The sequence below is a fragment of the Peribacillus sp. P4_B1 genome (genome assembly GCF_056402395.1).
This window is the reverse complement of record NZ_JBFUHM010000046.1, coordinates 1-21,493: the sequence shown is the minus strand read 5'-3', so window position 1 is coordinate 21,493 and position 21,493 is coordinate 1. Positions and strand designations below refer to the sequence as shown.

General features: G+C 39.1%; 23 protein-coding genes and 1 pseudogene. 16 read left to right on the top strand and 8 right to left on the bottom strand.

All coding sequences use genetic code 11. The features are described 5' to 3' along the window. Positions 1 to 2: 2 nt before the first annotated feature. A complete protein-coding gene (locus AC1DVK_RS21010) occupies positions 3 to 581 on the bottom strand; it encodes an HTH-type transcriptional regulator Hpr (RefSeq protein ID WP_061462020.1) in 579 nt (192 codons plus the stop codon). A 179-nt stretch (positions 582 to 760) separates the two neighbouring features. Further along, positions 761 to 1,123: a YtxH domain-containing protein gene (locus tag AC1DVK_RS21005; protein WP_477627299.1), complete on the bottom strand. Its 363-nt coding sequence runs from the start codon at positions 1,121 to 1,123 to the stop codon at positions 761 to 763. Positions 1,124 to 1,417: 294 nt separating this feature from the next. Between AC1DVK_RS21005 and yhzF the strand changes: the two genes are divergently transcribed. Continuing rightward, entirely contained in the window at positions 1,418 to 1,621 is a 204-nt protein-coding gene (yhzF, locus tag AC1DVK_RS21000; protein WP_475722836.1) for a membrane protein YhzF, read from the top strand. A gap of 98 nt (positions 1,622 to 1,719) precedes the next feature. Here yhzF and AC1DVK_RS20995 read toward each other — a convergent pair whose 3' ends face one another. The 3 genes from AC1DVK_RS20995 to AC1DVK_RS20985 all read right to left on the bottom strand — a co-directional run bounded on the left by AC1DVK_RS20995 (position 1,720) and on the right by AC1DVK_RS20985 (position 4,180). Further along, the gene (locus tag AC1DVK_RS20995; RefSeq protein WP_061462023.1) at positions 1,720 to 2,238 is read right to left on the bottom strand and encodes a tryptophan transporter; all 519 of its coding nucleotides are present in this window, start codon (positions 2,236 to 2,238) and stop codon (positions 1,720 to 1,722) included. A 126-nt stretch (positions 2,239 to 2,364) separates the two neighbouring features. Beyond that, positions 2,365 to 3,468, bottom strand: coding sequence for a 3-phosphoserine/phosphohydroxythreonine transaminase (gene serC / locus AC1DVK_RS20990; protein WP_089364648.1), 1,104 nt, complete (start codon positions 3,466 to 3,468; stop codon positions 2,365 to 2,367). A 289-nt stretch (positions 3,469 to 3,757) separates the two neighbouring features. After that, positions 3,758 to 4,180: an HIT family protein gene (locus AC1DVK_RS20985; RefSeq protein ID WP_089364647.1), complete on the bottom strand. Its 423-nt coding sequence runs from the start codon at positions 4,178 to 4,180 to the stop codon at positions 3,758 to 3,760. Between the two features lie 663 nt (positions 4,181 to 4,843). Here AC1DVK_RS20985 and AC1DVK_RS20980 point away from each other — a divergent pair. The 3 genes from AC1DVK_RS20980 to AC1DVK_RS20970 all read left to right on the top strand — a co-directional run bounded on the left by AC1DVK_RS20980 (position 4,844) and on the right by AC1DVK_RS20970 (position 7,598). Then, positions 4,844 to 5,587 carry an ABC transporter ATP-binding protein gene (locus AC1DVK_RS20980; protein WP_061462026.1) on the top strand — a complete coding sequence of 248 codons (744 nt, stop codon included), beginning with the start codon at positions 4,844 to 4,846 and terminating at the stop codon, positions 5,585 to 5,587. After that, entirely contained in the window at positions 5,580 to 6,788 is a 1,209-nt protein-coding gene (locus AC1DVK_RS20975; protein ID WP_477627298.1) for an ABC transporter permease, read from the top strand. Before AC1DVK_RS20980 ends, AC1DVK_RS20975 begins: the two co-directional genes overlap by 8 nt. A gap of 105 nt (positions 6,789 to 6,893) precedes the next feature. Continuing rightward, positions 6,894 to 7,598, top strand: a complete 705-nt coding sequence (locus AC1DVK_RS20970) for an EcsC family protein (RefSeq protein ID WP_317778476.1) — start codon at positions 6,894 to 6,896, stop codon at positions 7,596 to 7,598. 26 nt (positions 7,599 to 7,624) lie between these two features. On the opposite strand, the gene AC1DVK_RS20965 is transcribed toward AC1DVK_RS20970, so the two are convergent. Beyond that, complete coding sequence (locus AC1DVK_RS20965) at positions 7,625 to 8,836, bottom strand: M20 family metallopeptidase (protein WP_477627297.1); 1,212 nt, start codon at positions 8,834 to 8,836, stop codon at positions 7,625 to 7,627. Between the two features lie 93 nt (positions 8,837 to 8,929). Between AC1DVK_RS20965 and AC1DVK_RS20960 the strand changes: the two genes are divergently transcribed. Beyond that, positions 8,930 to 9,565 carry a phosphatase PAP2 family protein gene (locus tag AC1DVK_RS20960; protein ID WP_089364643.1) on the top strand — a complete coding sequence of 212 codons (636 nt, stop codon included), beginning with the start codon at positions 8,930 to 8,932 and terminating at the stop codon, positions 9,563 to 9,565. Between the two features lie 166 nt (positions 9,566 to 9,731). On the opposite strand, the gene AC1DVK_RS20955 is transcribed toward AC1DVK_RS20960, so the two are convergent. After that, positions 9,732 to 10,247 (bottom strand): antibiotic biosynthesis monooxygenase family protein, encoded by a 516-nt coding sequence (locus tag AC1DVK_RS20955; protein WP_089364642.1) that lies wholly within the window; start codon positions 10,245 to 10,247, stop codon positions 9,732 to 9,734. Between the two features lie 272 nt (positions 10,248 to 10,519). On the opposite strand from AC1DVK_RS20955, the gene hemE reads away from it, so the two are divergent. From hemE to AC1DVK_RS20940, 3 genes are all read left to right on the top strand, one after another. After that, complete coding sequence (hemE, locus tag AC1DVK_RS20950; protein WP_089364641.1) at positions 10,520 to 11,563, top strand: uroporphyrinogen decarboxylase; 1,044 nt, start codon at positions 10,520 to 10,522, stop codon at positions 11,561 to 11,563. A gap of 78 nt (positions 11,564 to 11,641) precedes the next feature. Further along, the gene (hemH, locus tag AC1DVK_RS20945; RefSeq protein ID WP_284471496.1) at positions 11,642 to 12,577 is read left to right on the top strand and encodes a ferrochelatase; all 936 of its coding nucleotides are present in this window, start codon (positions 11,642 to 11,644) and stop codon (positions 12,575 to 12,577) included. A 268-nt stretch (positions 12,578 to 12,845) separates the two neighbouring features. Further along, entirely contained in the window at positions 12,846 to 13,421 is a 576-nt protein-coding gene (locus tag AC1DVK_RS20940) for a TetR/AcrR family transcriptional regulator (RefSeq protein WP_317778478.1), read from the top strand. Between the two features lie 158 nt (positions 13,422 to 13,579). On the opposite strand, the gene yhfH is transcribed toward AC1DVK_RS20940, so the two are convergent. After that, on the bottom strand, positions 13,580 to 13,708 hold the full coding sequence (gene yhfH / locus AC1DVK_RS20935; RefSeq protein WP_081108720.1) for a protein YhfH: 129 nt from the start codon (positions 13,706 to 13,708) through the stop codon (positions 13,580 to 13,582). Positions 13,709 to 13,874: 166 nt separating this feature from the next. Here yhfH and AC1DVK_RS20930 point away from each other — a divergent pair, with 166 nt between their 5' ends. The 8 genes and pseudogenes from AC1DVK_RS20930 to AC1DVK_RS20895 all read left to right on the top strand — a co-directional run. Then, on the top strand, positions 13,875 to 14,609 hold the full coding sequence (locus AC1DVK_RS20930; RefSeq protein WP_061462035.1) for an MBL fold metallo-hydrolase: 735 nt from the start codon (positions 13,875 to 13,877) through the stop codon (positions 14,607 to 14,609). Positions 14,610 to 14,654: 45 nt separating this feature from the next. After that, complete coding sequence (locus tag AC1DVK_RS20925; protein ID WP_089364637.1) at positions 14,655 to 15,644, top strand: lipoate--protein ligase; 990 nt, start codon at positions 14,655 to 14,657, stop codon at positions 15,642 to 15,644. 156 nt (positions 15,645 to 15,800) lie between these two features. Continuing rightward, a pseudogene (locus AC1DVK_RS20920) lies at positions 15,801 to 17,346 on the top strand (fatty acid--CoA ligase family protein). 174 nt (positions 17,347 to 17,520) lie between these two features. Next, positions 17,521 to 18,048 carry an HD domain-containing protein gene (locus tag AC1DVK_RS20915; protein WP_061462037.1) on the top strand — a complete coding sequence of 176 codons (528 nt, stop codon included), beginning with the start codon at positions 17,521 to 17,523 and terminating at the stop codon, positions 18,046 to 18,048. Between the two features lie 288 nt (positions 18,049 to 18,336). Beyond that, positions 18,337 to 18,486: a hypothetical protein gene (locus tag AC1DVK_RS20910; protein WP_477627296.1), complete on the top strand. Its 150-nt coding sequence runs from the start codon at positions 18,337 to 18,339 to the stop codon at positions 18,484 to 18,486. 291 nt (positions 18,487 to 18,777) lie between these two features. After that, entirely contained in the window at positions 18,778 to 20,043 is a 1,266-nt protein-coding gene (locus AC1DVK_RS20905; protein ID WP_477627295.1) for a M48 family metallopeptidase, read from the top strand. Between the two features lie 153 nt (positions 20,044 to 20,196). After that, positions 20,197 to 21,006 (top strand): YitT family protein, encoded by an 810-nt coding sequence (locus tag AC1DVK_RS20900; protein WP_061462040.1) that lies wholly within the window; start codon positions 20,197 to 20,199, stop codon positions 21,004 to 21,006. Between the two features lie 310 nt (positions 21,007 to 21,316). After that, the coding region (locus AC1DVK_RS20895) for a transposase (protein ID WP_477627304.1) at positions 21,317 to 21,493 on the top strand (177 nt) is incomplete at its 3' end.

Sequence of the window (21,493 nt, the reverse complement as noted above, 5' to 3'; positions counted from 1 at the left end):
GATTAAACTGGTTCAGTTTCTTTCTCTATCTTTTTTTTTGTGATTTTACCCTCCACGTCAGTAAATTCCTGATCAATGTTATCGAAGGATCGTTCAAAGATTTGCATGAAATCTTCACCGTATATATTACGTATGACAGCCATCATTTCAATCATATCCGGAAACTTCCCATAAAGCTCACGAAGTGGAAGTGCACCTGAGAAAGCAGAGTTCTTACTTGGGTCATATGTCTCCATTAAATCAAGTAGAAGCTTTTCACCTTCTGGGGTGATCTCTATATACGTATTCCTTTTGTCATTTTCTTTCTTTGAAAAAGTTAAAAACCCGCGTTCTTCTAATTTTTTTGAAAAATTAAATGCCGTAGAAACATGCATGACCCCAAATTTTGCAACATCTGAAATGGAAGAGCCATTAAGATGGTAGGCAATCCAAAGAATATGGTGCTCATTGATATTTAAATCATAGGGCTTAATCCATTGCTGCCAATCTTTTTCAATCGATTTCCATAATGCTTTGCTTAATTGTGCAATTCGTTGACTAAAAATCATTGCTTCTTTCATAGAATAATTTTTATTCTGCATATTATGGGCTCACCTACTTATAAGATTCTGTATATTTATTATGACAATAAAATAAAAATTAATAAAGAAAATATTTGCGAAATTTTTAGAAAATTTTATTTTTTTTAATTGAATTCTCCATTTCACTCCAATAAACCATGTGATTTATTGGTAAAAATGGAGAACCGAGCTTGTGTGTATTAATTTTTGGAAGCAGGGATTGCCCTTTCCAATTCTTTTAAAGAACTTTCAATTTCTTGAACGTTCTTCAATAATTCATTCTTATTGGGTTCGATTTCCTGCTTCCAGTTCTCGATGACGACCTGAACATCCGAAATGAAGGTTTTTACCGTTTCTTTGCTGATTTGTGTAGCTTCCATCGTGTCATCTTTAATATTTAGCATTTTCACCTTTAACTCATCAATTGTATTCTTAATTTCTTCCGTATTCGTTTTGATGCGGATCCGTAAGTCTTTACCTGAACTTGGAGTAGAAAGTAAGGTTGCTGCACCCGCTACGACCGTTCCGGTTAAAAAGCCAAGTAGTAATGATTTTGCTTTCATTAGGATCACCTCATTTTATAATATTGTTTTCGCTTAACATGGTCTAAATCCCTGCTGAAAAAAGCATCAATTGGAAATTATGATAAATAGGGATAGAAATACTATTGATATCAAAATACCATAATTTTCATTCCTATGGAAGAGTATAGACCATTTTATCTTTATATCACAAAAATATTTTTTTAAACTTAGATAGTAAATATATAATATTTAAAAATAACTTGAAGCTTTATTAAAAATGCTTCATATAAAGGAAAGAACAGCATATAGATAGTAAAAACAAGCTGTCGGAACATGGATGGCACTGGTGGGTTAATAATGAAAATCATTTTTTTATTAGGCCTGATATGCTTGTGCGGAATGGGGTATTTTCTACGAAAAGCAAAAACTCCTGGCATCTATCCGCCTAAGAGGGTGCTCCAGGCTAGAGCCTTCGCTATGGGTCTTCCCGGAGGGTTACTGCTTTTGATTTGGTTTATGTGGATATTGATTCATTGATCCTTGGAGGATGATTCTGATTAGACTCCAGATTCATAAGAGTGGAAAAAAAAGCACCGGGCATTCCGGTGCTTTTTTAAATATGATGATCCTGCTGCTTAAGCATTAATGGGTATATTAGATTTTCTTACGATGCCGTTCACAATTGGATAAATGATGACCATCGCAACTGTATTTAGCAGTACGGCAGGAAGCACAACAGCGCCGAAAAGTGCAACGAAAGGCCCTGGAAGGGAAACGATATAATAAGCCGAACCAAGGAAGACAGCACCGGAAATTATTGTTCCTACGGCAGTCAAGACACTAACCGTGACAACGGACGTTGAAAATTTCTTAAGACTGATGAATAAAAGGTAAAACAGAAAGGCTGTTGCCAATTTGTCTATGATATTTGGAATCTGTCCACCAGGAAATGTAGTTGTCATGGCAGAGATGGCTCCAGCAGCCAAGGCGACAATGAATACATTCTTCTTCGCGGGAAACAGCGTGATCGCCAAAAACATCATCAACAGCATCATATCCGGTTTCATTCCAAGGAAGAATCCAGGAATGATAAAATGCAGGGCAGCCCCAATCCCGATTAATAGGGACAGTGACACAAGGGTTTTCGTTTTCATTTACTCATCTCTCCTATTCTCATCTCAACTAACATCTTTTCTTCAACAATGCACTATTGCCTGTTGCAAGAAGTTTAAAATAGTATATCATAAGACCTATTTTTTTAGAAGGTATATTTGTTTGAATTAAAGAGTTTGAGCTTCCTTAGCTTTATACGATTCCTGGAATTTCTTCATGAAATCCGCAAGCTCCTGACAATGGGATAAAGGGACAGCATTATAGATGGATGCTCTGCAGCCACCGATAGAACGGTGACCGTTCAGTCCTACGAATCCGGCTTGCTTCACTTCTTTAAGGAATTGAACTTCAGCTTCTTCAGACGGAAGCGTGAAGGTTACATTCATGAATGAACGGCTGTCTGATAGGGCATGGCCTTTATAAAAGCCATTGCTGCCGTCGATGGCATCGTAAATGACTTTTGCTTTTTCTTCATTGATTTCAGCAATCTTTTCCACGCCACCCTGTTCTTTTGCCCAATCCAATACAAGGGACAATAAGTAAATTGCCAATGTCGGAGGAGTGTTATATAACGAATCATTTTTCGAATGGATAGAATAGTTCATCATGGATGGGATTTTTTCATTATCCGTTATTAAATCCTTACGGATGATAACGACTGTGATTCCCGACGGACCTAAATTCTTTTGTGCACCTGCATATATGATTCCGAATTTACTAACATCAATTTTTTTGCTGAGAATATCACTTGACATATCAGCTACTAAAGGAATGTTTCCAGTTTCCGGGAATTCTTTCCATTGTGTTCCGTAAATCGTATTATTGCTTGTGATATGAAGATATGCAGCATCATCATTCAATTCGATGTCTGCAACTTTAGGGATGAATGTATATTTTTCATCTTTGGATGAAGCTACTACTGCCGTTTTACCAACCTTTTTTGCTTCTTTTAATGCTTTTTCCGACCAAGAACCAGTAAGGACATAATCTGCCCTTTTTCCATCATTCAAAATGTTCATGGGAATCATGGAAAATTGTAGACTTGCTCCACCTTGCAGCAGAAGGACTTCATAATTTTCAGGAATTTCCATAAGGTCTTTTAATGATTGAATGGCATGGTTATGAATTTTTTCGAATTCCGAACTTCTATGGCTTAGTTCCATGACGGACATTCCGGAATCCTCAATATTCAGCCATTCGTTTTGGGCTCTTTGTAAAACTTCTAAGGGAAGGGCAGCTGGCCCAGCGTTAAAATTGCGTGCACGTTTCAAATTTTTTCCTCCTAATACGTCTATGTGTTAAAGTGTTTAAATCTATTTATATCCTACCAGAAAACTAATTTCAATAGGAGAAAAATTTAGAATTTTAGGTAGATAAAAAAATGAAATAGGAAGTAATAGAAGAGGAGGAAATAAATAGGTCCTCACTTTAAGGTGAGGACCTATTTAGGGTGTTTTTTGTCACGTATAACCGAGCTATTTTAGAGAAATCGTTGAACGTAAGTTGTAATATTCCAATAGTTAGGAGGTGGATAATAACCCTTTACAGGTAGCGTAAATTTCACTTAATATGCTGTGCGATGGAGTCAGCGATTTGTTTCAGGTCATCGGGTGTATAGTCGCGTGTATTCGTTTTCCAAACAGCCCCAAAGCCGTCACCTTCCCCATGCCGAGGAATTAAATGCATATGAAAATGGAAAACGGACTGTCCTGCGGCTTCCCCGTTATTATTTAAAAGATTCAGGCCTACAGGTTGGAATTCCTGTTTCATGGCACGGGCAATTTCAGGTACCACCTCAAAAAGATTCTTGGCAATTTCAGGTGTCAACTCATATAGATTTTCCTTATGTACTTTAGGTATTACCAGGGTATGGCCTTTTGTTACTTGACTGATATCTAGAAAGGCCAGTACATGTTCATTTTCGAAGACTTTGGTACTTGGTATTTCTCCATCGATTATTTTGCAGAAAATGCAATCACTCATTAAAAAACGCTCCTTTAGAAGTTAATGTATTTGGTTAATCGTACCATAGCATGAATCCTTGGGAAAAGGAAAAATCATAAAAACAGGATGCAACATTAAGTTGCACCCTGCTTGTTTGAAAAAGGGGGGGGTGGCTTCAAAATTCGCATTAGCATAAATTCTCTGCGACAAACACCTCATCTACATTTTAGTAAAATACGGTTATTATCTGATTAGAGATTTTCCATTCAAAGCAACCATCTCCTATATCTTTAAAGTTTCATCAACTTACAAAGCATAATTGATAATTATTGAATGATTTTTCTGCTTTTACGTGCAAGAGAACCATCTCCTTGCTCGAAACGATTTTTTTAAATGAAGCTTCTGGTTTAATTCAGTTTTACGTCTTTAACTGACACCTCATTTACAATATGATGTGAATCATTTGTAATAAAACATTTGGGTATTTCAGTGTAATACGTCTTTAACTGACACCTCATTTACAATATGATGTGAATCACACGTAATGACTAACCCCTTCTTCCTTATTTATGATGACCACCAAGCAGGAAAAATATAATTAGTTATTTATGGAAATTTTGTTCCGGGAACACTCGACTATATAAAAGCAGGATAATTTGATAAAATGGAAATAAGAACCTCTATATAGAAAGGATCGTTTATATGTCCTTATTGGAAATCAAGCAATTAGTTGGCGGTTACACGAAAACGCCCGTTCTAAAGGGAATTAGCTTTGACATTCAACCAAATGAGTTAGTAGGGTTAATCGGGCTCAACGGGGCTGGGAAAAGTACGACGATTAAACATATCATCGGACTCATGGAGCCGAAAGGCGGAAGTGTTTCGATTCATGGCAAAACACTTGCCCAGGACCCGGATACATATCGTAAGCAATTCACTTATGTACCAGAAACTCCAATCTTGTATGATGAGCTTACACTTGAGGAGCATTTAAAGCTGACGGCCATGGCGCATGGTTTGGAGGAATCCACATATAAAGAAAGGATGGACGTTCTGTTAAAGGAATTTCATATGGAGAAAAGACTTAAATGGTTTCCGGCGCATTTTTCAAAAGGAATGAAGCAAAAGGTCATGATAATGTGCGCCTTTTTAGTACAGCCGTCTTTATATATCGTCGACGAACCCTTCGTAGGTCTTGATCCATTAGGCATTCAATCCCTGCTTGATTTGATGAGGAAAATGAAAGAGAGCGGAGCGGGAATTTTAATGTCAACACACATACTGGCTACAGCCGAGCGGTATTGTGATTCTTTCATCATCCTGCATAATGGGGAGATTCGGGCAAAAGGCAATCTTGAACAGCTTCGTGAACAATTTTCCATGCCGGGGGCAACTCTTGACGATTTATATGTTCAATTGACGAAAGAAGAAATCGGTCATGAATAGTCAAAATCTCTGGAAGGAAAGATATTTAGGCTATATAAATGAAACGCAAAAATATCTTCGTTACATTTTTAACGGCCATCTGGTTTTTGTCATGGTATTGGTTCTTGGTGGTTTAGCTTATTATTACAGCGATTGGGTGAAGACGTTAAAAAGTGATTTCCCGGCTGAAATGATCATGGCCTTTGTTTTATCGATGATTGTAACCAGAAGCCCGATAAATACTTTTTTGAAAGAACCTGATACGGTATTCTTACTTCCGCTTGAAACGAAGTTGAAAAGCTATTTCAAGAATTCTCTGGTATTAAGTTGGGTCATGCAGGGCTTTATCCTTCTGGTTGTCCTAATTGCATTTATTCCAATGTATACGAAGGTTACGGGTGCAGGAGGAACAGACTTTGGAATCATCCTGGTTGTATTGCTTATTTTGAAGTTTTTGAATTTAACTATGCGTTGGCAAGTATTGAAATATCAAGATACATCAGTGAGCAAGTGGGACGCCTTAATCCGCTTTTTACTTAATGGAGTGATGCTCTATTTCATCTGTTCAAGGGCAAATATACTGTTTGCACTTATAACCATTTTATTATTGTTAGGGCTTTACATGTATTACTGGAGCGCAACTAAAGATTTTGTGTTGAAGTGGGAGCGGCTGGTGGAACTGGAAAATAAGCGGATGAATTCTTTTTATCGAATAGCGAACATGTTTACTGATGTTCCCCATTTGAAAGGGAAGGTAGCAAGAAGGAAATGGATGGACTGGCTTTTATCATTCATTCCATATGGTGAAAAATCAACGTATACCTATCTTTACGCCCGTACCTTGTTGCGATCCAATGATTATGTGGGACTTTGTTTTCGTTTAACTATCATTGGCTCCGTTATTTTAAGTGTATTCACTAACATATGGGCACATTTAATTGTAACTTTTATGTTCCTGTTTATGACAGCCCTGCAATTGCTACCGGTTTGGAAGGCTCATGAGTGGAAAGTGTGGGTCTCACTTTATCCATTGCCAGCAAAAATGAGAGAATCTGCAGTCATAAAGCTGATTTCCTTTTTCCTATTATTTGAGGACCTGGTCTTCTGCTTGGTCCTGCTAGTGAAAGGGGAATGGATGTCCGCCTTAGCCGCACTGGCAATGGGACTTGTATTCTTATTCGGTTTTAAAAATTATGCAACAAAGAAAATTAAAAACTTTTAATCAGAAGCTGATTTTTCATAAAATCAGCTTTTTCTTTTAAGAAATGAAAATTGAAACTAAAAGCCTCGTAGGGGGTATATACATATTTAATGGAGGTGTTAATTGATGGATGAATATGGACAAAATGCATTATCGGAATTAGTATCATGGAAAAAGAAAGTAGCCAAGAAATCCGGCAGGCTTGAGCGGATGTCCAAAAAGGCGCAAATCAAAATGAATAGTTATATTCCAGAACGAGTGCACAAAATGATTACTGATAGTATTAAAGGGATGATTGAGGCCGTATTATCAGGTTCAAAATATATGTCTAAAGAAAAAAATGTAGCGCTTCTATCCTTGCAGCAAAAAGAAGAATGGGTTGCGGAAACTGTAACGGCCTATCGGAAAACAGCCGTTATAGAAGGTGTGGGAACCGGAGCGGCAGGGCTTTTAATTGGATTGGCTGATTTCCCATTACTGCTTAGCATCAAGATGAAGTTATTATTCGAAATATCCCGTATATATGGTTTTGATCCAAATAAATATGAGGAACGTCTGTTCATACTCCATATCTTTCAGATGGCATTTTCGAGCGAGGGAAAAAAACTGGAAACATTACGGGTAATAGAAGAATGGGATTCAGGGAAATGGCCGGAAATAGACTGGCAAGAATTTCAACAGGAATATCGCGATCACATCGATGTCATTAAAATGTTCCAGCTAGTCCCAGGGTTTGGGGCAGCTGTCGGTGCATATGCCAACCATCATTTGTTGGAACAACTTGGGGAGACGGCTGTCAATTGTTACCGAATCAGACTTCTAAAAGAGTAAGGGACGGGAAACCCGTCCCTTTATCATTACCGCAATAAAGATTCATTCACCTTTGGGGATGATTGCTCCTTATTATGATAGGTTACAGCAGCAGTGCCTAATATTTTGGCTGCAATGAGCATCGCTTTTTCATCGAAATCGAACAAAGGATGATGATGAGGGTATGTATGTTCATTTTTTGGCCTGGCTCCTGTAAAGAAGAATGTACCTTTCACATTTTGTAAATAATAAGAAAAATCTTCACCTGTCATATCCGGGTCAATTTCCTCTGTAACCAAAACTTCCTTGATGGACTCAGTGCTTTCAATCATGAATTTAGTTTCCTCATCGTGTGGGATGACAGCCGGATAGCCTTGAACGTATCGATATTCATAGGTGCAGTCCGCAGCTAGGCAGGTTCCTTTAACAATCCGCTCTATTTCTTCCCTTATAAATGAACGGACATCTTCCTTGAAAGTACGGACGGTCCCGATAATTTTAGCCTTATCTGCAATGACGTTAAAGGCATTATCGGCTACAAAGGAACCAACGGTAATGACTGCAGAATCTATTGGGTTAAGGCGGCGGCTTACGATTTGCTGTAGGGCCATGACTAGCTGAGCGCCGACTACGATTGCATCGCGGGTTTTATGAGGCTGTGCTCCATGTCCACCCTGCCCTTGAATGATGATCTCAAATCGGTCAGCAGCAGCCATTAGAGGTCCATAAGCGTATTGGACTGTTCCAGTAGGGACCGTAGCCCATAAATGGGTGCCGAAAATTACATCCACTCCATCAAGGCAACCCGCATCAATCATCGGTTTGGCACCCCCTGGAGCATATTCTTCAGCATGCTGGTGGATAAATATATATTGGCCTTCGAGCTCATCCTTCAGAGCATTCAGATTTTTTGCAAGAACCAGGAGAGTCGCTGTATGGCCATCATGTCCGCACGCATGCATGACCCCGGATACGGTTGATTTATAGGCAACTTCTTTTTCATCTTGAATCGGTAAGGCGTCGAAATCAGCGCGCATTGCTACCGTTTTACCAGGCTTACTGCCAGTAATCTTAGCAATAACACCATTACCGCCTACATTTTTCTGATGTTCGATTCCAAGTTTTTCATAATATTCAGCGATGAAGGCAGCCGTTTGGGTTTCTTGAAAAGAAAGCTCAGGATGTTGGTGAAGATAACGCCTGATTGAAACCATCTCTTCATAAGAACCATCTATAAGATCGTGTAATCGCTGTATCATTTTGCACCTCCCAATGATTGGTTTAATTGTAAATAGTATATCATATTCTGAATAATCCAAAGTGAATTAAATACCTTGAGGAGAGTTGTATGAATGATTAAATATTCTTGGATGGCTGTGGTTTTGCTTTGCCTGTTACTATTCTTTTTTTTGATGCATGAAGTCCAGAGTGAGAAAACGCTAGCGTTCGATACGTATATTGCAAAACTTTTTGCCGTGGGTGAGAATACTATTCCGTTCACTTTCTTCAAGTCCATTACCTATCTTGGTAAATCCAAGGTCATTGGAATTGTAAGCTTACTATGTGTCCTGTATTTATGGATAATAAAGAAGAATTATTTGCCCATGGCCGTCTTTTCTATCGGAATGGCTGGCGGCGATGTTTTAAACGAGTGGATAAAAAATCATACTCAAAGGGTGCGTCCTGAGAACCATTTGCTGGAGACAGGCGGCTACAGTTTTCCAAGTGGCCACGCAATGTTAGGACTTATTTTCTTCAGTATGGTTGCTTATTTCATTCTAAAAGAAGTTAAAGGTAACTCATTGAAATGGGTAATGGGAATCGGTTTCGTTTGTCTGGTTCTGCTAATCGGGATCAGCCGGATCGCCATGAACGTTCATTTTCCAACTGATATTTTGGCAGGTTATGCATTAGGAGCTGCATACAGTTTAACCTTGATTAATTTGTATAAGTTCGTAAGACGGAGGAGCATTTATAAAAAAACATGAGATCTTTGTATAAATCCGTTACATTTCCCCGGAAATAAAGAAGGAATTTGTCGGATTGTTTATTGGCTTAATACATTCTTTTCATAATTTGGACGTCCAAAATAACGCTCTGAAACTGAAAAGTCCCATCCTTGAGTGGATGGGACTCTTATTGATCAGGAAAAGATTATTCTTGGGGATCCTTCACCAATGTATACTGCGTTACATAGGCTTCACCAGAAAACATCTTCTGACTGGAATTCGTAATAGTAGCTTTTGTGTCGCTGTTATAGGCCTCCTGATAGGAACTGGATTTCTGCCAGCTCATAAAGTCAGCTTGTTTCTCCCAAATCGTTAAAATTACATAAGTTTCAGAGTTGATTGGCCTCAGGATACGGAGGGCGACGAAACCTGGTTCATTTTCAATGAAACCGGCCCTTTTTTTAAAACGATGTTCGAATACCGGCCGTCCTTCTTCACTGACAGGGATATTGTTCATGACTACATATCCATGATCTTGAAGGTGTCCTTTCCCATCCACTACTTCATATTTACGTGGCGAGCTGAAGAGCGTTTTACCTGATGTTTCATGTAAAAGGACTGTAGTGCCAGAATTTTGCATAAGTAATATTTTTTCATTCGGGTGCTTATCTTTTTTGATTTTCAAAAAATCGTAGGTGCCTGTAGTGATGAATACATTCATAAATTCCCCTCCAATTTCTATATAGTAACTGTATACCCATTTTACCCAATGAATAATGCTTTTACCATTTCCAATCAAACCAAAAGGCCTTGGAAATCGGTGAGATTTTTATAAAAACGTCGATTTCCTGACAAATAAATATGTTGGCTATACTTCTATTATAGAAAAAGCTATAGTTTAAGGAGATTCGATTTGAAATTCAACATCCTTCTGATATTCTATGTAAGTAATGAATAAAAATAGAAACGTGATTGCTTGAAAGGTGGATATTAATGTCTAAGGAAATTACGAATGATACATTTTTAAAAGCTGCGAGGGGAGAGAAAACGGATCATGTGCCTGTTTGGTATATGCGCCAGGCTGGCCGTTCACAGCCGGAATACCGTAAATTGAAAGAGAAGTACTCCCTTTTTGAGATTACTCATCAGCCGGAATTATGCGCTTATGTGACTAGATTGCCAGTTGAGCAATATGATGTAGACGCTGCAATTTTATATAAAGATATTATGACACCGCTACCAGCCATTGGTGTGGATGTTGAGATACAGTCGGGAATCGGTCCAGTCATATCCAATCCGATCCAATCGTTGACAGATGTTGAAAAGTTAGGTGAATTGGACCCAGAGAAAGACATCCCATATGTGTTGGACACGATTAAATTATTGACCACTGAACAATTGTCGGTACCTTTGATTGGTTTTTCCGGTGCACCATTCACCATTGCTTCATACATGATTGAAGGCGGCCCTTCCAAAAACTACAATAAGACGAAAGCTTTCATGTATTCCGAGCCAGTGGCGTGGTTTGCTTTAATGGATAAGTTAGCCGATATGATCATCATCTATGTCAAGTCACAAATTAAAGCTGGCGTTAAAGCCATCCAAATCTTTGATTCATGGGTGGGTGCATTGAACGTTGAAGATTACCGCGTATTCATCAAGCCAATCATGAATCGTATTTTTTCTTCATTACGGGAAGAAAATGTACCGCTAATCATGTTCGGGGTCGGTGCGAGTCACTTGGCACTCGAGTGGAATGATCTTCCAATTGATGTGGTCGGGCTTGATTGGAGACTTCCAATTCCAGAAGCAAGACAAATGGGAATACAGAAAACGGTTCAAGGTAACCTTGATCCTGCCCTGCTATTATCATCATGGGATGTTATAGAAGATCGGACGAAAAGGATCCTGGATCAGGGCATGGAACAGGATGGCTACATCTTTAATCTTGGACATGGGGTCTTCCCTTCCGTAAACCCTGAAACACTGAAAAGGCTGACCGCCTTCATTCATGAATATTCATCAAAAATGAAGTAAGGTGAGCGAACCATTTGCTAAGAATCCTTAAATGGATGCACAATAAAAGAACGAAATCTTTAAAAGAGGTGTAATTTGATGTCAAGAAAAAAAATGGGCCTTCTAGTCATGGCTTATGGTACTCCGTACACTGAAGAGGATATTGAAAGATATTATACACATATTCGTCATGGGAGACGACCAAGCGATGAATTGATTGCTGATCTAAAAGGCAGATATGAAGCGATTGGTGGATTATCACCGCTTGCAAAAATAACTGCGGCACAAGCTGAAACCCTTGAAAAGCAATTGAATTCCGTTCAGGAAGAAATTGAATTCAAGGCATATTTAGGACTGAAACATATTGAACCTTTTGTTGAAGACGCAGTGAAACAAATGCATGATGATGGTATCAAAGAAGCGGTAAGTATTGTATTGGCACCGCACTTTTCAACATTCAGCGTGAAGTCTTATAATGGACGTGCTCAGGATGAAGCCGCTAAATTGGGTGACCTGACCATCACTTCTGTTGAAAGCTGGTATGATGAGCCGAAATTCATTCAATATTGGGTAGACCAATTAAAAGAAGTAATCGGGAAAATGACCTCGGAAGAGCGCGATAATTACGCTTTGATTGTGTCTGCGCATAGCCTCCCAGAAAAGATATTGCAATTAGGAGATCCATATCCAAATCAACTGAAAGAAACTGCAGACATGATTGCAAAAGGCGCAGGGGTTACCAATTACGCAGTTGGCTGGCAAAGCGCTGGACAAACACCTGAACCATGGTTAGGACCGGATGTACAGGACTTAACCAGAGATCTTCATCAAGCAAAAGGTTATAAAGCTTTCATTTATATACCTGTTGGTTTTGTTGCTGAGCATCTTGAAGTCCTTTATGATAACGATTATGAATGTAAGGTTGTAACGGAAGATATTGGTGCAGGTTACTACCGGCCGGATATGCCCAATGTTAAACCTGAATTCATCGATGCATTGGCCACAATCATTTTAAACAGATTACAGGAAAAATGATTGGTTAATAAGGGATATGCAGTTCATCCATGATTGCGATGACCCTACATATTTTTTAAATGAAGTTGAAAGATACGCCACATCTGGAAAAGCGTATCCTKGTGATGAAATTTTATAACCTGTTTTAGGAAAGTGGCTGTCCAGTAATGAGGATGGCCATTATTTCCCTAGAAAACTGAAAGTTTTATTGAAAAGACTGAAAATTTTTGGTATGATATTGTTGAACTTAATGACCGTTTTGTCCGTTTGGTCAGAAATGAGGTGGGAAATGTCTGTTGATCGTAAAAAATTAATTCTAGAAGCTGCGACCAAGTCGTTTTCACTTTTTGGATATAAGGCAACGACGATGGATCAAGTCGCTAAAATTGCGAATGTGGGGAAAGGTACAATTTATACCTTTTATAAAAATAAAGAAGAGCTGTTTAAAGAAATCGTTCAGCGGATGATAGAGGAAATGAAATATGAGGCGGAACAATCTTTGGATGAACAACTATCCTTTTTTGAAAATCTGCATCGGGCTGTTTATCGAATCCTGGAGTTCAGGCAGGAACATCAATTATCTTTAAAACTTCTTCAGGAAGAGCGGGAAATTGGTACTCCGGCCGTTCAGGAAATGATAAATGAAATGGAAGAAGCCATTGTATCTTACATTAAGGAAAAACTTAAAATTGCGATTGATAAGGGCTATATACAGCCTTGTGATCCAGAGATAACAGCTTTCCTGATGCTAAAGATGTACCTTGCCCTTATTTTTGATTGGGAAAGGAATCATGCCCCATTAGGGAAAGAGGAAATTGCTGAACTATTTAAAATATATTTATTCAAAGGATTATCCACTCCGTGATAATTCTATTTTTTTGGCTTAAAATGCAATGAATCGAAATAAAAAAGAGAAACCGATCATCGGTATCTCTTCTTTATATTTGGGATGGTTTTCAGCTGCGAGACTGAATTTATATGAGATCATCCTGCTAATTGGGAAGCGGATGGTGAAACAAAACACTACTCTCCAGAAAGGCAATGATCACAGTGGTTTCCATAACATTCGTGCTGTTCTTCGATTTTTTTTCCGCATTCCATGCATTGTTTCGGAGGCAGGTTTTTAAAGAACTCAATGCTACTTTGAATCATGAACATCATCTCCTGTATTATTATTCGCTTTTCTATGATTACATTGTATTATAACAGTGTTGATGTGTCAATGTTTGTTTTATAACATAAGTAGAAAAGGTGAAATAAGGGTAAGAATAGTTTATATTAATGGGGAAGTCATTGAGAAAAAAAGGAGTGCCTAAGTATGAAAATCACCGTAATTGGCTGCTGGGGCGGATATCCAGCTAAAAATGAGGCAAGTTCCGGCTATTTGCTTGAATATGAAGATTTTCGCATTCTGCTTGATTGTGGCAGCGGTGTTCTATCACAGCTGCAAAATCATATGAAGCCGGAGGATCTTGGTGCAGTTGTATTATCCCACTATCATCCGGATCATGTAGCGGATGTTGGTGTCCTGCAACACGCCGCGCTCATACAGCAGATATTGGGCAGCGAGAAAAGGACCATTCCTATTTATGGCCATGATTTAGACGAAGCCGAATTTGGAAAGTTAACTTATAAAGACGTGACAAAGGGAATAGTCTACTCTGCTGATGAACCCTTAACGATAGGACCGTGTACATTCACATTCATGAAAACGAAACATCCAGTACCATGTTTTGCTATGAGGATTGAAGCTGAAAATCATTCGATTGTTTACACAGGTGACAGTTCATATATGGATGAGCTTGCAGATTTCGCTAAAAACGCAAATGTTTTATTATGTGAAAGTAACTTTTACAGCGATATGGATGGTTCAAAGGTGGGGCATATGACGGCTAGAGAAGCTGGCATGCTAGCAGCCAAGGCCGACGTACAGCTTTTGCTGTTAACTCATCTCCCTCATTATGGGGATCTTAATCAACTTAAAAAAGAAGCATCCGAGGTATTCAAAAGGGAAATAGCTGTAGCTAAAACCAATCTCGAATTCCAACTATAAATGAAATATTAATGGTATGAATGAAGTCTACAAGGAGGAACAACTGTGCTTTTTATTGATAATAATGGAATTACGGATCCAAGAATTAATCTGGCCATCGAAGAATATGCGCTTAAACATTTAAATATAGATGAGACCTATCTTCTATTCTATATTAATCGTCCTTCAATCATCATAGGAAGGAATCAAAATACGATTGAAGAAATCAATGCCGATTATGTAGATGGAAATGGCATTACCGTTGTTCGCCGCCTTTCAGGGGGGGGAGCGGTTTATCATGATTTAGGGAATCTCAATTTCAGTTTCATTACGAGAGATGATGGGGATAGCTTCCACAATTTCAAGAAATTCACCCAGCCTGTCGTGGAAACGCTCGAAAAACTAGGAATACAAGCTGAATTAAGCGGACGTAACGATATCCTGGCTGAAGGAAAGAAAATTTCCGGAAACGCGATGTTTTCAACGAAGGGCAGAATGTTCAGTCATGGGACATTGTTGTTTCAATCAGAAATGGATCACATTGTATCCGCTTTAAAAGTGAAAAAAGATAAAATCGAGTCTAAAGGGATTAAATCGATAAGAAGCCGCGTCGGTAATATTGCTGATTTTTTAAAAGAACCGATGTCTGTTGAAGAATTCCGCTCATTCCTACTGCAAAATATTTTTAAGGAAAGCGGTGAGATCACTGAGTATGTTTTAACGGAGGCGGATTGGGAGAAAATTCACAAAATCTCGGAAGAAAGGTATCAAAACTGGGAGTGGAACTACGGAAAATCGCCTAAATTCAACTTACAAAACTCGCATAGATTCTCGGTGGGATCTGTTGATATCCGTCTTGAAGTTAACAGGGGAATCATTGAGCATTGTAAAATCTACGGTGACTTCTTCGGGGTCGGAGAGGTTGCGGATATTGAACAGATGCTTACTGGATCACGCTATGAAAAGAAAGCTATCAGCAATGTACTAGATGAGATAGATGTTCGGCATTATTTTGGCAATGTAACGAAAGAAGAAATATTGGCCCTAATATATTAAGCCTGAAATGCCGTCCTGACTAAGTAGGACGGTTTTTGTGTCTAATTATGACAGTAATTGCTTGAATTTGGATAAAATTGTTGCTGTAATCATTTTCTTTTAATATAATGAATGAATGATTATTCATTCATTATATTTGCAGGGGGAGGGAGAATGATGAATTTATCTGAACAGCTTCATCAAACTGCTTTAAGAAAGGCGGACAAGCCAGCTTTTTATTTTATGGATCAATCCACCTCATATGGGGAATTGGATAAAGCCGTTTCGAAGTTTGCAGACGAATTACATAGGCTGGGTGTTTCAAAAGGTGATAATGTTGCGCTGGTTTTAGGCAATTCTCCACATTTCATTATTTCGTTGTATGGAGTTTTACGTACAGGGGCGACCGTAATTCCCGTAAATCCAATCTACACACCTGACGAGATTGGATACATCCTGAATAACGGCGATGTAAAGGTCGTTGTGGCATTAGATAAGCATTTACCCTTATTCGAGAAAATGAACTCGATCCTCTCAAGTGTAGATAAGTATGTAATTTGTGAAACACAGCCGGAAAATGGGGAAACTAGCAAATTGAACATCTACCCAAAAATGAAATCGTTTACAAAAATGGTCGAGAAAGGGGATGAAGGCTATAAAGGACCAGAACTGGATCCTGAAGATACGGCAATCATACTCTATACTTCCGGGACAACGGGAAAACCAAAGGGGGCCATGCTCACACATACCAATATATTCTCCAATGCACATGATGTTGGTGAATATTTAAAAATCACGGAAAATGACCGTGTCATTACGACATTGCCAATGTTCCATGTTTTCAGTTTAACAGTAGTTGTAAATGCCCCATTATTGAGTGGAGGTACGCTTTTAATTGTCCCGCAATTCAGTCCAAAGGAAATATTCAGTCAAATCAAAAAATATAATGCAACCGTTTTCGCTGGAGTGCCTACGATGTATAATTTTCTTTTCCAATATCCAGATGTAAAAGAAGACGCTTTGAAGTCATTGCGGATATGCATATCAGGTGGATCCGCCATGCCAGTTTCACTGCTTGAATCATTCGAGCGGAAATTTAATGTCAGGGTTTCAGAAGGGTATGGCTTATCAGAAGCATCTCCTGTTACCTGTTTCAATCCTTTGGATCGTCCAAGGAAGGCAGGATCCATCGGAACCTCCATCCTCAGAGTGGAAAACAAAGTCGTTAATGAGCTTGGGGAAGAAGTGCCGATCAATGGTGTAGGGGAATTGATTGTCAAAGGTCCGAATGTAATGAAGGGGTATTATAAAATGCCTGAAGAATCGGCGGCGGTCTTGAAAGATGGCTGGTTATATACAGGCGATTTAGCCAGGATGGATGATGAAGGGTATCTTTTCATTGTAGACCGTAAGAAGGAACTCATCATCGTCGGTGGCTATAATGTCTATCCACGTGAAGTGGAAGAGATTCTGTATGGCCATCCTGAAGTAGTTGAGGCAGCGGCTATAGGCGTGCCGGATCCCAAATCAGGGAGAAATTGTTCACTGCTTCGTGGTAAAGAAAAACAGTGCATTGACCGAGGAAGAACTACTTGCCTATTGCATGGAACACTTGGCTAAATATAAGGTTCCGGCAAAAATTGAGTTTTTGGATGAATTGCCAAAAAACACAACCGGTAAAATTTTACGGCGTTCCTTAAAAACCCATGTAATACAAAACTGAATTTGGTTAATCAAAAGGATCATTGCCTATAACTTGCAATGGTCCTTTTTTTGTACAACCAATGTGCATCTCGCTGCATAAAATATATCGGGGTAGCTTAAAGCCTTGATTCTTGTTTCGAAAAGAGTTATGATTGTCATTAAAAATTTCCACATAATTGTAAGGAGGGTTTAGATGAGAGATGTAAAGCTTTTAGATGTTTTTACACATCCCATTGCTCAAAAATACTTGAACCGTTCAGGTCTGGCACATGCGATTGCGGTAGCCTATCATTCGTTTCACCTAGCAAACGAATATAAGATAGACCCTGATATTGCGGCTAAAGCAGGACTTCTGCATGATATGGGCCATTTCACCTGGTATCGCAATGGTAAGTGGGATTATGATCTGTACAAACAAAATGATATCCATCCTATTAAAGGTGCAGAACGAGCACATAAACTGTTAATCCGTTTGGGAGAGAACCCGATAAAGGCAAAGACCATTTCCCTCGCCATATTATTTCACACCGATTCGTTTTTACCTTCAAATGATATTATTCGAACACCGCTTCAGCAGGTCGTCAAATGGGCCGACGAAAAAGATGAAGAAGAAGGTGGAAAACACCATTACCGCAAGATTGATTTTCTCCGGGCAAAGGAAAGCATCATGAGACTTGATACACTCATTGATGAGGAACAAAAAAGAAGGCTATCATCCTGAAGGCAAACGGGTGATGGCCTTTTACAGTTTGAATTTTGATTTTATCTTTATTTCATTTAAACCTTTTCTATTGAAGAAGATGCAGCAGATGGTGAAAAATCACCAATATCTTCGGGCAAGGAAATAGAAAAATTAGGGGTCTTTTTCCAAACGCGAGCATGAACTGCTTATTCTGCTCACTGAAAAAAACTTTTTCTATCCATCGGCACGGTGCAGGGTATACAGAAAACTGAATCGCCCGAAGCTTATGGCACTTTTGTATAGTTTTAAAAATAGCATCGTGAAGGGATGACCACTAAAGCCCTCCGCTCCGTTAATTGGCTTGTTTCAAAATGGCCTACCCTGGTTCTTTATCGGATTCATATTCACCGCAAGGACTTTGATGAGACGATTTTCATCTTAAATCAAATATGGGTGGCGGCAGTATGGACAAATTAGGCGGTGCCTTAATCCCGAAAAAGAAAATCGACGGGTCTGCGATCCTTTTTATTTCTTCACCTATACCTTGTAATGCCTCCCATCCTCCGCTTCATTTATCTTAAATGTCTCTGGTACAAGCTATATGTTCCGCCTCCTTGTATTTCCAGACCATATCATCGTGAAGTGCATTTAATGATCAAGATTGTTTGAACATTTATGGAATAAATAATTATAGAAAGAAAATGGGGTTCTAACCTGTCCATTTTGGATTAAACTAATAAGAGGGAGATTCGTTTAAGGAGGGGCATCATGGTTAGAAAATGGGCAGGAAGAGCGATTCTATTATTTATCTTTTATGCAGCAGTGATGTATTGGTATATTTTTTACGGGGCGGATACTTCCATTCCCGAAGCATTGCGTGGTACTTCAGCAGACCCTGCAACATTTTTGAATGCTAGGGAACTAAAGCTTAGCGAAGAATATTCAGGCCTGCGAAATTTTATTTTTTTCGTTTCTACGCCATATGAATGGCTGTTGTATTTCTTCATTTTATTATTTGGCTTTTCAAAAGTTTTTGAAAAGTCATCTTTGGCGGTCTCGAAACGGAAAGTGATCCAAACGGGCATTTACTTATTCTGGCTTTCTGTGATTTCTTACCTGGCACTATTTCCAATCCGCTTCATTGGTTATCGGATAAGTAAAAGTTACCATATCAGTACACAAAGTTTCACCTCGTGGATGAAGGATGGAGTCATCGAATTCTGGGTGAATTTTGGGATGATGTTCATCATCGTTTCCGTCTTATATTGGTTAATGAAGAAAAGTGTGAAGAGGTGGTGGCTTTATGCTTGGATGTTGTCCATTCCATTTACCTTGTTCTTGATGTTTGTTCAGCCTGTATTGATTGATCCGCTGTATAATGAATTCTATCCGCTCAAAAATAAAGAGCTGGAAACGGAAATATTGGCACTTGCCTCACAGGCTGAAATTCCGGCTGAACACGTATTTGAAGTAAATATGGCGGAAAAGACAAATGCCTTGAACGCATACGTGAACGGTATAGGTTCCAACTCTAGGATAGTCCTTTGGGATACGACCCTGAACAAGCTAAAGGAAGATGAAATCCTTTTCATCATGGCACATGAAATGGCCCATTATGTCGAAAAGCATATTTATATAGGGATTGCAGGTTATATAGGAATGACTTTAATCGGTCTATGGCTGACATCGAAAATCATGAATTATATCATAAGGCGCTGGGGCCACCTGTTAAAGGTACGTACGGTTGATAACATTTCTTCTCTTCCATTATTTCTGTTAATAACGTCTGTGCTGCTGTTCGCTGCCAGTCCGCTGTCCAATTATGTTTCCAGATATCAAGAAACGAGGGCTGACCGTTATGCCATTGAAATGACCGGGGATAAAGAATCAGCAATCACCACCTTCCAGGAACTCACGAGGTCGGGTTTGAGCCAGGTCAATCCGCCAATCCTGGTAAAGTGGCTGCGGTATTCCCATCCAACCATGCTCGAGCGGATTTCCACGGTTGAAAATGCAGATACAAAGGGTGATTGAAAGCCAGCTGAAAATCAGCTGGCTTTTTTTCTTACCTAATATCAGGAAAGTGGAAGTTTAAATGTCGTTTTCAGAAAAAACTATTATTTTTAAAAATCTTAGGTTCTCTAATATAATAAATTAAATTCCCGGTTCGTTTTAAGGAGATCAGATATGTATAATGTACTTTGCATCACTATAGGCTCAGTGCTTGTTGCAGTAGCCTACAACTTATTTTTGATACCTCATTTAATTTTAAGCAGCGGACTTAGTGGACTTGCGATTATGTTCGGAATCATTACCCCAGTCAACACAGGGATATTGAATTTTCTATTGAACCTGCCATTGTTAATTCTTGGATACCTGAAATTAGGAAGACGCTTTATCACCTATACGATATTTTCAGTTGTCGTGATATCAGTCAGTTTATATCTCATTCCGGTTCATGGAATATCCACTGAACCGATTTTGTCTTCTTTATTTGGCGGAATCATATCGGGATTCGGTATAGGGATCATCTTTCGCGCTTCAGGATCTTCCGGCGGTTTTGATATCATTGCCATGCTTTTGGCTAAGAAGAGCGACTTTCCACTTGGTACATTGCTTTCGGTGATGAATGCAGTAGTGGTGGTTATCTCAGGCTTCATCTTTGGTTGGGATGCCGCATTATATACGCTGATTTCCATATATGCAGCAGGAAAGGTGATTGATACGATTCATTCCAATCACATTAAATTAACATTAATGATCGTTACGAAAAAGAGTGACGAAATGAAAACGAAGCTCCTGACCAACCTATATCGAGGAATTACAGTCATGGATGGTGAAGGTGCATACTCTGGAGAAAAGAGTAAAGTAATGATGACAGTCATTACCCGTTATCAATTAACCGATGTAAAAGCGATGATAAAAGAAGTGGATCCCAATGCTTTTGTCAATATAACGGAAACAGCCGAGGTCATGGGGATGTTTCATAAAGAGTGATAATAAATAGAAAAGCCTCCCACTTTATGGGAGGTTTCAGACTGTAGACAAACTCGATGAAAATCGAGTTTGTCTATTTTTTATGAGTTGTACAATTTGGCCGTTGATTGGAACGTAGGGCACTCGCTTTCCGCGGGCGGTCGGGGAGCCTCCTCGGCTTTCGCCTGCGGGGTCTCCCCTAGACGCGCTTTTCCCGCAGGAGTCTCGTACCTTCCGTTCCAATCAACTTTGTCTTACCTTTTAGATAAACACTTTTKCCTGGAGTCATTTTTGTTTTAAAATAGAAGTATTAAAACTTGAGGTGATGAGGATGCTTTCTAAACATGATTCTATTCAGCGAGATCAACTTGAAATGATTACGTTAGATCAACTGGTGCCACCGAACCATTTGGTTCGTAAAATGGAGGCTGCCATTGACTTCACTTTCATTTATGACTTGGTGAAAGAGATGTATTCAGAGGTAGGACGCCCAAGTATTGATCCAGTT

Excerpts from the sequence above, each read along its gene's own strand:
- AC1DVK_RS21005 (WP_477627299.1), bottom strand. The coding sequence starts at position 1,123 with ATGAAAGCAAAATCATTACTACTTGGCTTTTTAACCGGAACGGTCGTA.
- AC1DVK_RS20995 (WP_061462023.1), bottom strand. The coding sequence starts at position 2,238 with ATGAAAACGAAAACCCTTGTGTCACTGTCCCTATTAATCGGGATTGGG.
- AC1DVK_RS20910 (WP_477627296.1), top strand. The coding sequence starts at position 18,337 with ATGACCACTAAAGCCCTCCGCTCCGTTAATTGGCTTGTTTCAAAATGG.
- AC1DVK_RS20985 (WP_089364647.1), bottom strand. The coding sequence starts at position 4,180 with ATGAGTGATTGCATTTTCTGCAAAATAATCGATGGAGAAATACCAAGT.
- AC1DVK_RS20955 (WP_089364642.1), bottom strand. The coding sequence starts at position 10,247 with ATGAATGTATTCATCACTACAGGCACCTACGATTTTTTGAAAATCAAA.
- AC1DVK_RS20965 (WP_477627297.1), bottom strand. The coding sequence starts at position 8,836 with ATGATACAGCGATTACACGATCTTATAGATGGTTCTTATGAAGAGATG.
- AC1DVK_RS20930 (WP_061462035.1), top strand. The coding sequence starts at position 13,875 with ATGAAAATCACCGTAATTGGCTGCTGGGGCGGATATCCAGCTAAAAAT.
- hemE (WP_089364641.1), top strand. The coding sequence starts at position 10,520 with ATGTCTAAGGAAATTACGAATGATACATTTTTAAAAGCTGCGAGGGGA.
- AC1DVK_RS20975 (WP_477627298.1), top strand. The coding sequence starts at position 5,580 with ATGAATAGTCAAAATCTCTGGAAGGAAAGATATTTAGGCTATATAAAT.
- yhfH (WP_081108720.1), bottom strand. The coding sequence starts at position 13,708 with ATGATTCAAAGTAGCATTGAGTTCTTTAAAAACCTGCCTCCGAAACAA.
- AC1DVK_RS20960 (WP_089364643.1), top strand. The coding sequence starts at position 8,930 with ATGATTAAATATTCTTGGATGGCTGTGGTTTTGCTTTGCCTGTTACTA.
- AC1DVK_RS20905 (WP_477627295.1), top strand. The coding sequence starts at position 18,778 with ATGGTTAGAAAATGGGCAGGAAGAGCGATTCTATTATTTATCTTTTAT.
- yhzF (WP_475722836.1), top strand. The coding sequence starts at position 1,418 with ATGGATGGCACTGGTGGGTTAATAATGAAAATCATTTTTTTATTAGGC.
- AC1DVK_RS20915 (WP_061462037.1), top strand. The coding sequence starts at position 17,521 with ATGAGAGATGTAAAGCTTTTAGATGTTTTTACACATCCCATTGCTCAA.
- AC1DVK_RS20970 (WP_317778476.1), top strand. The coding sequence starts at position 6,894 with ATGGATGAATATGGACAAAATGCATTATCGGAATTAGTATCATGGAAA.
- hemH (WP_284471496.1), top strand. The coding sequence starts at position 11,642 with ATGTCAAGAAAAAAAATGGGCCTTCTAGTCATGGCTTATGGTACTCCG.
- AC1DVK_RS20900 (WP_061462040.1), top strand. The coding sequence starts at position 20,197 with ATGTATAATGTACTTTGCATCACTATAGGCTCAGTGCTTGTTGCAGTA.
- AC1DVK_RS20980 (WP_061462026.1), top strand. The coding sequence starts at position 4,844 with ATGTCCTTATTGGAAATCAAGCAATTAGTTGGCGGTTACACGAAAACG.
- AC1DVK_RS21010 (WP_061462020.1), bottom strand. The coding sequence starts at position 581 with ATGCAGAATAAAAATTATTCTATGAAAGAAGCAATGATTTTTAGTCAA.
- AC1DVK_RS20940 (WP_317778478.1), top strand. The coding sequence starts at position 12,846 with ATGTCTGTTGATCGTAAAAAATTAATTCTAGAAGCTGCGACCAAGTCG.